We start from the raw sequence: 15,896 nt of genomic DNA, 5'->3' as shown, positions 1-15,896 counted from the left end.
GCCAAGACTGTTCAATTCAAAATCGAAAATCCAAAATCGAGAATTGATATAACCCCCCCTACCTTCTCAATCTGAAAATCTTAAGCTGCCATTCATGATCAATCGGTAGCATGAGAAAATTTCAGGCATATCCGGTCAATCTGCGGCAACCACCATGAAATTACGTCAATGGGCGATCGCCCTTCTCCTCACCCTCGCCACCCTCGCTGGCATCCTCAGTTTGCCACCTCGAACCCCCGCCCAAACCTCCGCTAGCCTTACCCTCGCAGATGCAGGGCTAAGCTTAGCCAAGCTAGGAGACGGCGTTTACGGCCTCATTGCCAGCACCGATTTTCCGACCAGCGATCCGAACGCCGCCATTTGCAATGGTGGCATCGTCATTGGCTCAGATGGCGTTTTAGTGGTCGATCCTTTTCAAACAGAAGCTCTGGCCAATCTGATGTTTGCAACCGTAGCCAGCCTTACCGATCAGCCGATTCGCTACGTTGTTAACAGCCACTACCACTTCGACCATTCGGGGGGTAACGCTGCTGCTGCTGCGATGGATTACCCCATTTTAGGACGCGGCCCCATTCGCGAGTTCATGCTAACCCGCAACCTGGAGATGGATCCAAACGCCACCGCCCCCAACTTGGTTGTCAACGGCCCTACCGAAATTTGGCTCGGCGATCGCCAAGTGCAGTTCACCGAATTTGACGGCCATTCAGGCGGCACTGATTTGATTGTTTACGTCCCCGATGTAGACGTGCTGATGACGGGCGATTTGTTGTTTTATCAGCGTATTCCTTACCTAGGAGATAGCAACCTGCGGGTGTTGCAATCGACGTTAGCGCAGCTCGCCACCGAGTACACCACCGCTAGAATTTTGCCCGGACACGGCCCCGTCACCGATCGCAGTGGGCTAGACACCTTTAGAGGCTACCTCGACGATCTAGAAGCCTTCGCCCTCAGTTGGGAAACTCAAGAACTGTCTCAAGCAGCGGCGATCGCCCAAACCCCCCTGCCTGAGCAATATGCCAACTATCTCTTTCAAGCCTTATTCCCCAGCAACCTCGAAGTTGCCTACCAGCAGCTTACCCTGGGGTACAACGACGCAGCCGCGATCAAACAGTACTTTCAGGCGCAAGCTCCAGCCCTAAAAGCGCTATAGGGCTGCGCGTGCATAATTCAACAGCTCAGCAAAACTGTCGGCTGACAGCGGCTTACTAAACAAATAGCCCTGCCCTACCAAACAACCTTGATGTTTTAGGTAGGTGGCTTCTTCTGGCGTCTCAATCCCTTCGGCTACCATCTTAAGATCTAGGCTGGTAGCCAGTTGGGTAATCGCGGTAACGATGGCCTGATTGCTAGGGCACTGATGAATAGAGCGCACAAAGCAGCGATCGATTTTGAGTGAGCTAAACGTCAGGTTTTGCAAATACCGCAGTGAAGAATAGCCCGCGCCAAAATCGTCTACTGCTGTATGAACCCCCATTTCTCTAAGCTGGTGCAGAATTTGAATGGTTTGATCATTGCCCTCTAGCAGTAGGCTTTCAGTCACCTCAATTTCTAGCGATTCTGGACTCAGCCGCGTATCCTTGAGAATTTTGGCAATGCGCTGAGTAAAGTTGGGCTGCTGCAACTGCACCACAGACAAATTAATCGCCACCCTTGGCAGGTTTGACCAGCGCCTCGCCTGGGTACAGGCTGTATAAATGACCCAGTCGCCTAAAGGCACAATCAGCCCGGTGGCCTCGGCTGCGGGAATAAAATCGGCAGGCGAAATCCAAGAACCATCTATTTGCGGCCAGCGAATCAGCGCTTCCGCACCAATGATAGATCCGGTGTGCAAATCAAACTGAGGTTGGTAGAACAGCTCAAACTCTTGCTGGTCTAAAGCGCGGCAGAGTCGGGCAATCAGGTTAGGGTGGCGGCTGGCAGATGACGCTTCAGCCTGCGGTACCCGTACGAGGGTTTGCTGTTCTTGGCGATGCTTGGCTAAGGCAACTGATAGGGTGGTGCGCAGGTCGGCAACGCGTGGCGGTTTGTTGAGATAACCATAAGGGCTGGTTTCGGCGGCAACGCGCAGCGTTTCTTCGTCTGAAAAGGCAGTGAGATACACCACCGGAATGCGCTGATCTTTGAGCATAGCGGCGACATCAGTCCCCCGCAAGCCGCCGCGCAGTTCAATATCCATCAATACTAAATCGGGTTTTTCTTGCGCGATGATTTCGATCGCTTCTGTGGCCGTATCGGCGATCGCCACAATTTCATAACTCATCTGCTCTAAAATTTCTGCCAAGTCATAAGCGGCAATTAGCTCATCTTCAACCACCAATATGCGAGCAGAAGACGTCTTCATAGCGGCACCCTGGGTAAGCGGATCGTAAAACAAGCGCCCTGGTTACTTTGTACCTCCAGTTCGGCTCGTAACTGTCTGACCAAAATATTGACGAGCCGCATGCCTAAAGAGGCGCTTTGCGTTTGACTAAAGTTAGAAGGCAGACCAATACCATTATCGGCTACGCTCAACAGCAAGGTTTGGTCGGCACTTTGCGCTAGGGTGACCTCAACGGCTCCGCTGCGATCGCCCGGAAAAGCGTGCTTAAAGGCATTGGTAATCAGCTCATTCACAATTAACCCCAAAGGAATCGCCGTCTGCAAATCAAGCGGTACCGCATCAACATTAAGCAAAATTTGGATGCGCGTCGGATTGATATTAGCGGAAACCAGCAGGTTATGAACCAGTTGATTCAGGTATTCTGCAAACTCCACTTCAACAAAATTGCGGCTTTGATAAAGCTGCTCATGAATTAGCGCCATTGACTGAATTCGCTGCTGGCTGTCGGTTAAAACGCTTCGCAACTGTTCATTGTCGATTGCCCGTACTTGCATATTCAGCAGACTATGAATCACGTTGAGGTTGTTTTTAACCCGGTGATGGACTTCGCGCAGCAGCACTTCCTGGCTCAGCAACGCCTCTTGCAGTTGCTGGCGAGCTTGTTTGCTTTCCGTAATATCTTGAGCCGTACCGATAATTTGCTCAGTTTGCCCTTGCTCGTTGCGCAAGAAAACACTGTTGCGGCTCAGCATCCAGTGCCACTGCCCCTGACTATCACACAGCCGAAGTTCCAGTTCGATAACGGCGTTGTCAGCAGCGTTGTAAACCGTTTCTAGATAGGCTAAAACCTTGTTGCGATCGTCCGGGTGAACAATCCGCTCTACCAGATTGCTACCTGGCAGCGGCTCATTGCGCGGATCAAACCCTAGCAAATCGGTCATGGCCTGGTTGGTATAGATAAAGGTGTTTTGCTGAATGTTGTAGATGTAGAGCAAATTGGGTGAAGCATCGGCCACTCGCTGTACAAAGCGGTGGTAGTTTTGCAGATTGCGAATTTCAGTAATATCTTCGGCAATACCGGCAATTCGCACGGCGTTGCCCGTTTCATCGGTCACAATAAAGGCTCTGGCGCGAATCCAGCGAATACTGTTGTCAGCTCGCACAATGCGATAGTCTTCTTCAAAAGGAGTCAGTTCGCGTTTTTGGCGGGCAAAGGCCGCGACGACTCGATCGCGATCGCTGGGGTGAATTGAGTCAATCCAGGCCGTTGGCTCGGCGTACAGGCGATCGCAGCTTTGACCCCAAATCGTTTCATAGGCCGGACTGACATAGAGCATTTCGCGACTATCGAGCGAGGTGAGAAAAAAGACTTCTTGAATGTTTTCGGCTAGCTGCCGAAAACGGGTTTCGCTGCGGGCTAGCGCTTGTTGGGCTATCACCTGTTCGTTAATCACCTCAGTGAACATAATGATGCCGCCAATGGTGTTGTTTTTGTCAAACCAGGGACGCACTTGCCAGCGAACCCAGTCAACGCTGCCGTCCATACGCATAAACGGATCCGCATCGCTAGATTCTATCGCTCCAGCCAAGGCTCGTTGGTGAACGGCTCGCCAGGTAGGGGGAATTTCAGGAAATACTTCGTAGTGAGATTGACCAATTAGGTCGCGATCGCCCAAACGATAGTCTTCTAGCCAGCAGCGGCTCACGGCAAGGTAGCGCATTTGTTTGTCAAACATGGCGATCGCGGCGGGAGAATGCTCAACAAACAGCCGCAGCTTATTTTCGCTAGATTGCAGGTCTTGCTCGGTCTGTTTGCGATCGGTAATATCGCGAGAAACTTCCAAAATAGAAACAATGGTTCCCTGGTCGTTGTACTCAGGAATAAACTGCGCCTCAAACCAGTAAACCTGATCGCCAAAAATCCGCTCGTACTCTAAAACTTGAGATTCACCTGTAGCAACGGTTTGCTGCATCGCAGTTTGCCACAGATTGGCAAAGGCCGCAGACAGGTCTTCGCTAATGGTATAGCGGCTCAAATCAGTAGCAGGAACCTGCTTAAATTTAGCCAGTGCGGCGTTGGCAAAAATGAGCCGACCGTTGAGGTCAAACCGACAAATAATATCCGGTGAATTATTAAGTAGGGTGCTGAGCTGTCGTTCCCGCGCCTGCAACGCCAATTGTGACTGCTCTAGCTCAAACGTGCGATCGCGTACTCGCTGCTCCAAACTGCGGGCGAGTTCTTCTAACTGACGCTGAGCCGTTTTGAGATCGGTAATATCTCGAACAACTGATCCCACCATGCGGCGGTTGTTAGGCATCTGCACCAGGTTGTACCCCACCAACCAGTCTCGCTGCTGAGTCGGATTAGCCGGGGTCGTACCGCGAATCTCAATCCTCTCAATTGGCTCTCCTGTCGCAAAGACCTGTCGGTACAAGGGTTCTAGCTGATCAGCTAGCTCCGGTAAAACCTGCCGTATGGTTTTGCCCAAGGTTTCTTGAACCGATAAACCATTAATGGCAGCCAACTGTTCATTAATGCGGACAAACACCAAATCCTGATCGATTAAGCTCAGCCCAGCGGGCAGCGTACGGTACAGATACTCTAGCTCCGCTTTCTGCTGTTCGATCTTCCGCTGAGCTTGCCTCAAGGTGTTAATTTTGACAAAAGTAACCACCAAACCATCACACTGGCCGTCTAGACGATAGTAGGGGTGCAGCCGCATCAGATATTCGTCACTGCTGTTGTGCAGGGCAATTTCCTGCTCTAGCGGCACTTCGGTATCAATCACCTGCTGCAAAAGACCTAGAAAGTTGCGGCAAGTGGTGCTGTGGCGAAAGTTAGTAATAGAGCGATTAATGTCGTGGGGCGAAAGCTGAATAATTTGTGTCACCGGGGGCGTAAACTTACGAATCAGCAAGTGTTGATCCAAAAAAATGACGCCAATATCCGTGCTACGCAGCAGATTGTCTACGTCCTGGTTTAGCTCAGTCAATTCTTGAATCTTGGCCTGGTAAGCAGTATTGAGCCGCCGCAGTTCTTCATTAACAGAGCGCAACTCTTCGTTGGTACTTTGCAGTTCTTCATTAGAGGCCAGCAGTTCTTCGTTGGTGGCCTGTTGTTCTTCGTTGCTGGCCTCCAAGTTTTCAACCGTCACCTGTAGGTTTTCCTGCGCTTCTTGGAGATTGCGCTCTAGTTCCAAAATCCGCTGCTGCGCCATGTTTTCTGGCTCAAAGGTTTCTGGGGTGCTGCTGATGGCCTGCGGCTGGCGGGTATCGACTAGCTGCAAAACTAGCAGAATGATTTCTTCACTTAGGCTGTCGTTGCGGTGGTATTTAGCCCGCAGGTTATAAAACAAAGTCGCGTCTAACTGGTTGACGCTGATATCGGTATAGGTAACGGTGTTTTGATCCTGACGAATGCGGTAAATGGCTGTGCTGATTGGCAACCGTAGATCGGTGTGCAGCATAGAGAGCAAATCGGTGGAAAATCGGCCCCGCGGTGGCAGCAAAATTTGGCTGGCATCGCCGACGACGTGCAGTAACTGATGATTGCGGTTGGTGACCAGGCAAACAGCCTGACGGCTGGCATAAGTCGCCTCTAGAATTAAATCGCTGAGGGTTTCGCTGTGGGAATAAAGACGTGTCGTGTGAGGGTGGATGGGCATTAACGAGTAAGCAGTACGGCTAGGGGGAGTCAAGGACAGATGCACGTCTCGCCGCTTGCGAAAGATTTTCCAGGTCGAGTTGATGATTTCAAATTCGTCATCTAAATCGCCCAACGACTCAGCCGCCCCTAAGGTTAAAAATCCGCGCGGATTGAGGGCAAAATGCAGCGTTCGCAGCACTTGATTTTGCAAATGGGGCTGCAGGTAGATCAAAATATTGCGGCAGCTAACCAAATCTATCCGAGAAAAGGGGGCATTTTTAGCTAAATTATGCGGGGCAAATACCATAGCGTCGCGCAACAGGGCGTTGACCCGAAAATAGCCATTTTCACGGGAAAAATAGCTACGCAAATATTCGGCTGTAACATGCTGGGCGATCGCTTCTGGGTAAATTCCAGCCGAAGCCACTCGAATGGCATCTGAATCAATGTCAGTGGCAAAAACTTTGAGCGCAAGTCGCTTGGGGGCAGCGCGAATGGCCTCCGTCATCAAGATGGCGAGAGAGTAAGCTTCTTCCCCGGTTGAGCAAGCTGGCACCCACAGACGCAGTTCTTGGTAAGGGACAGCTTGTTCAATCAGTTCAGGAATGACCTGCTGCTTTAGCACCTGCCAAACTTCTGGATCGCGAAAAAAGTTAGTGGTGCCGATTAGTAAAGCTTTGCGTAGCCGTTCGCGTTCTTCGGCGGTGTGGCGTAACTCCTGGAGGTACGCCTGCTGATCGCTCCAACCCGAAATGGACAGATGCCGCTGCAGCCGCCGCTTAAAGGTCGTTGGCTTGTATAGAGAAAAGTCAATATCGCCGTAGTCATTGAGAATTTGAATCACCTGATAGCTGTAGTCTTGATCCAAAACCACAGCGTCTGAGGCAGTAGCGGCGATCGCGGCTGCCGCCACCGCACTTAACTCTTGGGCGATCGCATAGACGACGCTTGCCAGGTAGGCAGGCGGGCCCGCTTGAGTGGTAACGCCAGTGGCGATCGCTTCTCTGGGCAAATCGGCTACGTCAGCCATCGGCGGCGATTCTACTAAAGCAGAGCCGCCATAGTGGGCGATCGCTGCGAGTCCTTGGCCGCCATCTTCGCCCGTGCCTGCCAACACCAAACCAATGGCGCGATCGCGATAAGCCTCAGCCAGAGCCGTCAGCGTGGCGTTAATAGGCTGTGCGGTAGCGGCGGCATCTAGCGGGCAATCGCTCAACGTCAGCGTTTGATTTGAGTACCGCAAACCCAAACCAGCAGGAACGAGAAAAATTGTGTTAGCTCTCAGTTCTAGCGGCGCTGACAAAAGCTGGAGCGGCATCTCCGTCTGCTGCTGCAACTGCTCTAGCAACTGGCGCTCTTGTTCAGGTAGCAGGTGACTAACCAGGACAAAAGCAACCCCATTGGGGTTAGGAATAGCCGAAAAAAAAGCAGCTAATGACTCAAAGCCACTAGCGGCAAACCCAATACCAACAACAACCTTAGGTAGCTGAGCTGAGAACGATTGACCCGCTAGCATGAACCAATCAACCTAAACTTGATAGGGAGGTGGAACCAAAAAGCCGATTGACTTCAGTTCTTCTCTAGCCGTTTAAGCTTTAAACCTCAGAGCGCTTAACGTATCTACACAGGAACTTATTAAAGGTACTACAAGATTGTCGGCTCTAGCTGGTAGCCGCCAAACCCAATTGACTCCCTACTTTAAACTAAACGTCTGTCTCCTACGTCAGCCAGTTGGCTGTTGCCAACGCGGCAGGGGCAACAAAAGTGTTTGCCAGGTTCCCCACCGCTCAAACCCAACTGGCTTTAGCGCTAAATCAAAGCTGCTAAATCGCTAAGCCAAGTCAGGAAACACCTGCTGCACTGCCGGATGCACCAACCGATTTTGGGTCACGTTTAGCCCTTCTGCCAGCGCCTTATCTTTCTTTAAAGCCGCCATGCCAAAACTGGCTAGCTTCAGCACATAGGGCAGCGTGCTATTGTTCAAGGCTTGGGTTGCCGTCCAAGGCACCGCCCCCGGCATGTTGGGTACGCCGTAGTGCAAAACACCTTCGTCAATATAGGTTGGCTCGGTATGAGAAGTGGGGTGCAGCGTTTCAATACAGCCCCCCTGATCAACCGCCACATCCACAATGACGGAACCTGGCCGCATCTGCGTGACCAGCGATCGCGGTACTAAAATCGGCGGTCGTCGCCCCGGCACCAGCACCGCCCCAATCAACAAATCAGCGTCGGGGACTGCCCGGTGAATTTCTGGGGTGCTGCTGTAAATCAGCTCTACCCGTGAGCCAAACAGCGTTTCTAAGTAAGCAAGCTGATCCAGACTAATATCAAAAATCTGTACCCGCGCTCCCATGCCTACTGCCATCCGCGCCGCTTCCGTCCCGACTACGCCGCCCCCTAAAATCACCACCCGACCAGGGCGCACCCCCGGTACGCCCCCTAGCAAAACACCGCGTCCTCCCTGCTGCCGCTCTAAGTAGCGCGCCCCAAACTGCACCGAGAGCCGTCCGGCAATAATGCTCATGGGCGTCAGCAGCGGCCGAATATTGTTAAACTCGACGGTTTCGTAGGCGATCGCATTGACCCCACTTTGAATCAAGCGTTCAGTCAACGTGCGGGCTGCTGCTAGGTGCAAATAGGTAAACAAGATTTGATCTTTTTGAATCAGGTCATATTCTGCTGGCAAAGGCTCTTTTACCTTAACCACCATTTCCCGGCTCCAAACTTCGTTGGCGGTAGCCACGACCTCTGCCCCGGCCTGCTGATAGTCTTCATCGCTAAAGCCAGCCCCAGTCCCTGCCCCTGATTGCACAAAGACGGTGTGCCCCTGCTCATTGAGCACATGCACGCTGTTGGGGCTAAGCCCAACTCGAAATTCTTGATCTTTAATCTCCTTGGGAACACCGATTTCCATAAAAAATTCTCCTAGTCCTCTTTATTTCTAGCTTAGACAGCCATTTTTGGCGTTTATCAGCGCGATCGCTGCCCAAAAAAATTCCCCTATCTGCTAAGTGCTGAGCAAACAGGGGACATTCCAATAAAACCTCAAATAGGCGGAAACAACTACCCTTTACTTTTTTTAATGTGCTCCATAATTCGAGCTTTACGCGCCTCATCTCCTTTCATCGGTGGCGTAATTTCAAACTTGATGCCCGATGTCATTGCAATATGGCGCTTGATTTGATCTTTATCGGCCATGAGCTTCACCTAATTACGTCGTGCGAAATGTCAAGATAGAAAAATGCCCAGGCATCCCGGCCTCTATACAGACCAAGGACACCCAAGCGTAGCAATCATCACTATGAAGCCTGAAGCATTGTCAAAATCAATCACTTCTATCACTTCATACTTATTAATATACCGCAAAGAAAAATTAAATCTTAAGAAATGGGCGAATACCTGAAGATTGGCGTGATTGGCGGCGGCGCTGCTGGCTTTTTTGGGGCGATCGCCTGTGCTAAGGCTAACTCGCAAGCGCGCGTAGTGCTATTTGAAGGTGGGCGATCGCCGCTGGCTAAAGTGCGTATTTCTGGTGGCGGGCGTTGCAACGTCACTCACCACTGTTTTGATCCGGCGCTGCTGGTGCAGCACTATCCACGAGGTAGCAAAGCGCTACGCGGCGCGTTTAGTCGGTTTCAGCCCAAAGATACCATTACCTGGTTTGCCCAGCAGGGCGTACCGCTCAAAACTGAGGCCGATGGCCGCATGTTTCCAGTCACCGATGACTCCGAGACGATTGTTAACTGCCTCTGGGAAGCTGCCTTAAACGCAGGCGTTGAGCTTAAAACCCAAACGACTGTCAAAGCCGTCAACCGTCAGGGTGAGCAGCTAGCGCTCCAGCTAAAATCAGAAACGTCATTTTGCTGCGATCGCTTACTGCTTGCCACGGGTAGCAGTCCTCAAGGAATTCGGCTAGCTCAATCCTTGGGGCATACTGTTGCCCCCCCCGTACCCTCCCTGTTTACCTTTAACATCGCGGAGGCTCAGTTGCGATCGCTAGCGGGTATAGCGGTTGAACCTGTGGCTTTAAAGCTCACCGTAGCAGGCACAAAGCCGCTGACCCAAACAGGCCCATTGCTGATTACTCACTGGGGCGTTAGCGGCCCCGCCGTACTAAAACTCTCAGCCTGGGGAGCGCGGGCTTTGCATGAGGCTCAGTATCAGGCCGAGCTACAGGTCAACTGGTTGCCCCAGTTCACGGCTGAGCAAGTACGACAGCAATTAACCGCAGCTAAAGCAAAGTCGCCTAAACGCGCGATCGCCAATTACGATCCGTTTTCCCTACCCCGTCGCCTCTGGCAATATTTGGTTCACCGCGCCGAGATTGCCGCTGAAACAACCTGGGCTGGATTATCCAAAAAGGCGATTAACCAACTCGTCAGCGAATTAACCCAAGGCCACTACGCCATCAGCGGCAAAGGCGTCTTTAAAGATGAGTTTGTCACCTGCGGGGGCGTCCACCTTAAAGAAGTGGACTTCAAAACAATGGCCAGCCGCCGCTGCCCAGGGCTGTACTTTGCCGGAGAAATCCTAGATATTGATGGCATTACCGGGGGCTTTAACTTTCAAAGTGCCTGGACAACAGGTTGGCTAGCGGGTCAAGCAATGGCACATTGAGCGAGCCTTGTTAGCGATCGCTGCCTTGCACCCATTGTTCAATCGCCTGCGTCAAGCCTTCTAGCGTGTATTCTTGGGCTTCGGCATCCACCCGTCCGAAGTGCTCGTAGCAAGCCTGAGAAGTTTGAGGGCCAATAGAGGCAATGCAAACCCCCTCCAGCCAGTGCCGCCAGCGATCGCCCAATGTTTGGGCTAAAAGCTGGCAGGCATGATGCACCGTTTTAGAACTGGCAAACGTAATAACGGTGACCTGATGCTGTTGCAACGCTGCGATCGCCGCTGGTTCAATCTGCTGAGGACAGCCCGATTCATAAGCCGGAACTTCAGTCACCTCAGCCCCTTGAGCCGTGAGCGCTTTAACTAAAACCTCGCGACCGCCGCTTTCAACTCTAGGAAATAGCAGCTTTAGCCCAGAGACAGCCTCAGGAAAAGCAGCCACCAGCGCATCAGCCACATAGTCAGGGGGAATGAAGTCAGGCTGTAGCCCTTGCTGCCGCAGCACTGCTGCCGTCTTTTTGCCAACGACAGCAATTTTGACCCCCGCCAGCGATCGCGCGTCTTTACCCTGATCGTGTATGCGTTCAAAAAAGTAGCTGACGGCATTGGCCGACGTTAAAATCAGCCAGTTAAAGCTAGCAAGCTCAGCGATCGCCTGGTCGAGGGGTGCCCAACTGGTGGGAGGGCGAATTTCCAGCGCTGGCATTTCGATAATTTTAGCGCCCTGGGCAGCCAGCAAATCGCTAAACTGGCTCGACTGCCCCGATGAACGCGTGACCAAAACCGTTTGAGCTGCCAGCGGCGGCTGGGCAACGGCTGAGCGCACATCCTCCATCTGCAAAAACTCCCGCAACCTGACAACTTCACCAATGACCATAACGCATGGAGAAAGCTTTTCTGCTTTGGTAAGCTGCCCAATATTGAGCAAAGTTCCCTGCCAGATCTGCTGCTGGGGCTGGCTAGCCCAGCGAATTAGAGCGATCGGCGTTTCGGGATGCTTACCCTGCTTTATCAGCCGACGGCTAATGTCAGCGAGTGTGCGGGTGCCCATCAAAATGACCAGCGTTTCTAACCCGGCCAGCAATTGCCAATTGAGCAAATCCAGGTCGTGCCCCGTTAGTACGGTAAAGCTGCGGCTCAACACCGGATCAGTCAGCGGAATGCCCGCTAATAGGGGCGCAGCCAGGGCAGAAGACAGACCAGGAACCACCTCAAAAGCGCAGTTAGCTGCCTTTAGCGCCTGAATCTCTTGCGGAGTTCGGCCAAAGACAAACGGATCGCCGCTTTTAAGCCGCACCACTTGTTTACCCTGCTGGCACTGCGTTACCAAAAGCTGATTGATTTCTGCCTGAGGGGTGCTCGGTTTGCCGCCCCGCTTACCCACATCAAACTGCTGACAGGTAGACGCAATTAGCGATCGCAACTCCACACCCACCAAAGCATCATGAATGAGTACCTCTGCTTGTTGCAAAAGCTGCTGCCCACGAACCGTCAAATACGCCAGCCGCCCTGGCCCTGCACCCACCAGGTAAACCTTGCCACTCACAGAAATACGCTTTTGAAGTTTTTATCATCATAAACCCAACCCCAACCTGGCTTTGCTTTTGAGTGAAAAGTTTTAGCCCTAGCGCTCTATCAGTTATCATCTACCCTACTTTCTTCATAGCTTGAAAAAGCAAAAAGGCGCTCCTGTTTTAGAAGCGCCCTAAGAGGGTGTCTGGAAAGCTAGTGGTTGCTGTTTTAAGCATTCATTGATCTCTCCTAGCCCCCTTTGAAAAAAGAGATCGGCTCGAAAGCCCCCCTTTTTAAGAGAGATTCAAGGGGATCTAAACCGTTTTGCTAGGCAGCAGATATCTTTTCAAACAGCCGCTAAACGGTTAGAGCTTAAATCAAACTAGATCAAACCCAATCTACTTACTTTCTTTAGTAGACTTGTTCTCGACCTCTTTACCTGCGGTTTCTTCAATTTTGTCAACCGCTCTTTCAATCCGCTCTTCGTTTTTTTCAGCGTAAGACTTATTATCTTTTTGCTCGTTAGCCATAATTTTAAGACTCCTTGCCAACAGCTAAAAGCTGCAGCATTCTATTTTTACCTGTTTTAGCGTAATCAAAACCGACGGTCGTCTTCCTCTCTCAACAGAGTGACTTCAGCCTTGCGCCCGTCTGCCGGGAGAAACATTTTGACAAACTGTAGCCAGTCTTATAAAAAGTTAATAGCGAATTTACAAAAGATAGAAAAAATCCTTTCAGACAAAAAATGCAGCGAAAAAGCTAAAGAGCATCTAAAAGTGAGCCGCAGGATAACACCGTGGGCAGCAAAAAATTTCTATCTTTTTCTACTTGTTAGCTCAGCTTTTTTGCGCCTTTTAGCTGTTAGCCAGTTTATAAACTAAACCGCATCTATCTTAAGCGCCATTTTCGTCCCATCTTAAGTGAGATGTTGAAACTTTAAAGATCACACTACAGTAATACCCAAGACGCTTGTGTATTCAAAGCGAGGATATTACCTTGGCTGAAAAAGACAATATTTTGACTAATGCCGCTGGCATTCCCGTTCCCAGTAATGAGGTATCTAAGTCGGTTGGCAGACGTGGGCCGCTCTTGCTAGAAGATTACACGCTAATCGAAAAGATGGCTCACTTTAACCGGGAGCGTATTCCGGAACGAGTCGTGCATGCAGTTGGCTCAGGAGCCTATGGCACCTTTACGGTAACCGACGACATTACCCACCTGACTAAGGCCAAGCTGTTTGCTGAAGTGGGCAAAGAAACTGAAGTGTTCGTCCGCTTCTCGACGGTGGCCAAATCGAAGGGTGGCTCTGACGTTTACCGAGATCTACGCGGCTTTGCCATCAAGCTTTATACCGAAGAAGGCAACTGGGATTTAGTCGGCAACGATACGCCGATTTTCTTTGTGCGCGACCCCATGAAGTTTATGGACTTCATTCGATCGCAAAAAGAACACCCCCAAGAAAACTGGCGACAGCACGAAATGTGGTGGGATTTTTGGTCGCTTTCACCAGAGAGTTTGCATCAGGTGATGTGGCTTATGGGCGATCGCGGTGCCCCTATGGGCTGGCGACACATGAATGGTTATGGTAGCCACACCTTCAGCCTGATCAACGCTGACAATGAGCGGATTTGGGTGAAATTCCACTTCAAGACGGATCAAGGGATTAAAAATTTCACTGAAGCCGAGTGGATGCACATGCAGGGAATTGAACCCCGCTGGGCGACCAAAGACCTCTATAACGCTATTGATCAGGGCAACTTTCCGTCTTGGACGATGCACATCCAGACGATGACAGACGAGCAAGCCGCCAACTTCCCCTGGAATCCGTTTGACCTGACCAAAGTTTGGCCTCATGGCGACTTCCCCCTACAGCGCGTCGGCAAACTAGAATTAAACCGCAATCCAGAAAACTACTTTGCCGAAGTTGAGCAGGCCGCCTTTTCGCCCGGAAACGTCGTACCCGGTGTCTCTTGGTCGCCCGATCGCATGTTGCAAGCGCGGATTATGTCTTACGCCGATACCCACCGTTATCGTCTTGGTGTCAACTACGACACCATTCCGGTGAATCGGCCACATGCCACTCAGGCCAACACGCCTTACCGAGACGGCTTTATGCGCGTAGATGATAATAACGGTTCACGGATTAATTATCATCCTACTCACCACGACTATCCCAAGGCGGATGAAAACGCTAAAGCGCCCCCGTATCACGTCGAAGGGCTGGCCGACCGAATTGAACTTGACGAACCTGATCATTTCGATCAGCCACGGATGTTCTATAACATGCTGGACGCTGGCGAGAAAGAGCGGCTAATTCACAATATTGCTGGTAGCTTAGGCCGCTGTATGCAGCAAATTCAAGATCGGCAAATCGATCTGTTTCGTCAGGTTGACGCCACCTTTGCCGATCGCGTTGTCGAGGCGATCGCTAACACCGAACCGCCCAAACCGGAACCTCAACCCGCCACTGTCTAATTAACCCACAACTCCCAAGGGCAAAAACCCCAAAAGCTTGCCCTTGCGGTTGTTTCAGATTAGGCGTCGGATAGATCTGGCGCTTAGGTATCGACAGTCATTGAGACGTAAGGGGAGGAACCTAGCTTTCCTCCCCTTACGTTTGGGCTGTTTGGGTAAAAAAGCTTGTCCCCCGCCTCAGAAATTTTCCTGATAGCGCCCCGCCTACCTGTAAATCTATCCAGCTATCGAAAAACCAACTGACCAAAGGGGGAGACTGAATGCGTAGCTCCGCGATCGCCCTTTTAGGGTTTGCCGCCCTCACGGCTTGTCGCCAAGGCGAAGAGGCTCGCTGGACTTGGGAAACCGATACCTCAAGCGATCGCTATAGCGATCTCACCTTCGGCCATGACTTGCTCAAGCTTAAAACGGCCAGCACGATCGCCCCGCCTGAGGTTGATCTGGCTGTAGGGTCAACTGGTTCAGGGCTAACCCCGCCCTTGTTAAAGCTGCCAGCGATCGCTGCAGGTTCAGCGCCATCTCCCCAACTGGCGCTGACATCTTCGGCGCTCAACAATTTACCCCCTATTCCTATTCGCCCCGATCTCAGCCCACCTGTTTTGGCTCCGGCTCCGGCTAGCCGCGTCTCGGTCGCTCCAGCCCAACCTATACCTGCGACCCTCACCGCCACCCCTCAGCCCTCAGCCTTGTTGCCAGCCCTGCCTAGTCTATTGACCGCTACCCCGCCTCGGCCAGCGCTCCCGATCGAGCCAGCGCCAGCCGAAACAGCACCGCAGTTTGCTGCAACCCGTCGAGCTACAACCGTAGCTGCCGTTGTGGATACTGTCCTCGCCGCCGCAGCGGCTGATACAACTGCGGCGAACGTTTCTCCTTTAGCTGTGCCACCCGTTACGGCTCCGCTCCCCCCTCAAGCCGCTGAGCAAGGCGAACTGCCTACCGCTGCCGCGAGCTTAAATCCACAGCCAGCAGAACTCGCTGCTAATATTTCAGGCGATCGCTTAGATCACCCCGCCGCAGAGGCCATTGAGCCAACCGCCTCTAAGCTATCCCGCCCTGATCGTAAGCCTTTGCAGCTTAGCTATAGCGAAAACTTACGTCTCGCTTCGCCTATCCTCGAACAAACCAGCCACCCCTGCATTGCTAGCATCCCCAACCCTAACGCAGAAGCTGCCGAACTCTCCACCCCTGCGGCTTGTGCAGCGGCGACTGTGGTAGCCCAAACCCTAGCCGCAGAACCTGAAGGCTCAGCTAATCGTGAATCATTTGCTGAGTAATATCAATTCTCGATTTTGGATTTTCGATTTTGAATTGAATAGTCTTTGCTCTGCA

The 15,896-nt window shown here is 51.8% G+C and carries 10 protein-coding genes; 4 read left to right on the top strand and 6 right to left on the bottom strand.

The genetic code is table 11. The features are described 5' to 3' along the window. Positions 1–154: 154 nt before the first annotated feature. The gene (locus ACTS3T_RS16385) at positions 155–1,150 is read left to right on the top strand and encodes an MBL fold metallo-hydrolase (RefSeq protein ID WP_377965120.1); all 996 of its coding nucleotides are present in this window, start codon (positions 155–157) and stop codon (positions 1,148–1,150) included. Here ACTS3T_RS16385 and ACTS3T_RS16380 read toward each other — a convergent pair. The 4 genes from ACTS3T_RS16380 to ACTS3T_RS16365 form a co-directional block, all read right to left on the bottom strand. Beyond that, complete coding sequence (locus tag ACTS3T_RS16380; RefSeq protein ID WP_377965122.1) at positions 1,145–2,341, bottom strand: two-component system response regulator; 1,197 nt, start codon at positions 2,339–2,341, stop codon at positions 1,145–1,147. The two genes, ACTS3T_RS16385 and ACTS3T_RS16380, sit on opposite strands and share 6 nt — an antisense overlap. Next, positions 2,338–7,482 (bottom strand): PAS domain S-box protein, encoded by a 5,145-nt coding sequence (locus tag ACTS3T_RS16375; protein WP_462935262.1) that lies wholly within the window; start codon positions 7,480–7,482, stop codon positions 2,338–2,340. The genes ACTS3T_RS16380 and ACTS3T_RS16375 overlap by 4 nt, the downstream gene beginning before the upstream one ends. A gap of 315 nt (positions 7,483–7,797) precedes the next feature. Then, positions 7,798–8,880: an alanine dehydrogenase gene (gene ald, locus ACTS3T_RS16370; RefSeq protein ID WP_377965126.1), complete on the bottom strand. Its 1,083-nt coding sequence runs from the start codon at positions 8,878–8,880 to the stop codon at positions 7,798–7,800. 149 nt (positions 8,881–9,029) lie between these two features. After that, entirely contained in the window at positions 9,030–9,164 is a 135-nt protein-coding gene (locus ACTS3T_RS16365; protein ID WP_377965128.1) for a hypothetical protein, read from the bottom strand. Between the two features lie 189 nt (positions 9,165–9,353). Here ACTS3T_RS16365 and ACTS3T_RS16360 point away from each other — a divergent pair, with 189 nt between their 5' ends. Continuing rightward, complete coding sequence (locus ACTS3T_RS16360; protein WP_377965130.1) at positions 9,354–10,583, top strand: BaiN/RdsA family NAD(P)/FAD-dependent oxidoreductase; 1,230 nt, start codon at positions 9,354–9,356, stop codon at positions 10,581–10,583. Between the two features lie 10 nt (positions 10,584–10,593). Here ACTS3T_RS16360 and cobA read toward each other — a convergent pair whose 3' ends face one another. Further along, positions 10,594–12,132 (bottom strand): uroporphyrinogen-III C-methyltransferase, encoded by a 1,539-nt coding sequence (cobA, locus tag ACTS3T_RS16355; protein ID WP_377965375.1) that lies wholly within the window; start codon positions 12,130–12,132, stop codon positions 10,594–10,596. 358 nt (positions 12,133–12,490) lie between these two features. After that, positions 12,491–12,622: a hypothetical protein gene (locus ACTS3T_RS16350; RefSeq protein ID WP_377965132.1), complete on the bottom strand. Its 132-nt coding sequence runs from the start codon at positions 12,620–12,622 to the stop codon at positions 12,491–12,493. Positions 12,623–13,061: 439 nt separating this feature from the next. On the opposite strand from ACTS3T_RS16350, the gene ACTS3T_RS16345 reads away from it, so the two are divergent. Both ACTS3T_RS16345 and ACTS3T_RS16340 read left to right on the top strand, forming a co-directional pair. Continuing rightward, positions 13,062–14,567 (top strand): catalase, encoded by a 1,506-nt coding sequence (locus ACTS3T_RS16345; protein ID WP_377965134.1) that lies wholly within the window; start codon positions 13,062–13,064, stop codon positions 14,565–14,567. Positions 14,568–14,827: 260 nt separating this feature from the next. Continuing rightward, positions 14,828–15,841, top strand: coding sequence for a hypothetical protein (locus ACTS3T_RS16340; protein ID WP_377965136.1), 1,014 nt, complete (start codon positions 14,828–14,830; stop codon positions 15,839–15,841). The last annotated feature ends 55 nt before the right edge of the window (positions 15,842–15,896 follow it).

It is taken from the genome of Almyronema sp. (assembly GCF_052168255.1).
Classification (GTDB): Bacteria; Cyanobacteriota; Cyanobacteriia; order Phormidesmidales; family Phormidesmidaceae; genus Sphaerothrix; species Sphaerothrix epifaneia.
The sequence above is the reverse complement of the archived record's forward strand: the minus strand, read 5'-3'. Positions and strand labels throughout refer to the sequence as shown.

Coding starts and splice junctions, on each gene's coding strand:
- ACTS3T_RS16385 (WP_377965120.1), top strand. CDS start 155: ATGAAATTACGTCAATGGGCGATCGCCCTTCTCCTCACCCTCGCCACC.
- ACTS3T_RS16380 (WP_377965122.1), bottom strand. CDS start 2,341: ATGAAGACGTCTTCTGCTCGCATATTGGTGGTTGAAGATGAGCTAATT.
- ACTS3T_RS16375 (WP_462935262.1), bottom strand. CDS start 7,482: ATGCTAGCGGGTCAATCGTTCTCAGCTCAGCTACCTAAGGTTGTTGTT.
- ald (WP_377965126.1), bottom strand. CDS start 8,880: ATGGAAATCGGTGTTCCCAAGGAGATTAAAGATCAAGAATTTCGAGTT.
- ACTS3T_RS16365 (WP_377965128.1), bottom strand. CDS start 9,164: ATGGCCGATAAAGATCAAATCAAGCGCCATATTGCAATGACATCGGGC.
- ACTS3T_RS16360 (WP_377965130.1), top strand. CDS start 9,354: ATGGGCGAATACCTGAAGATTGGCGTGATTGGCGGCGGCGCTGCTGGC.
- ACTS3T_RS16350 (WP_377965132.1), bottom strand. CDS start 12,622: ATGGCTAACGAGCAAAAAGATAATAAGTCTTACGCTGAAAAAAACGAA.
- ACTS3T_RS16340 (WP_377965136.1), top strand. CDS start 14,828: ATGCGTAGCTCCGCGATCGCCCTTTTAGGGTTTGCCGCCCTCACGGCT.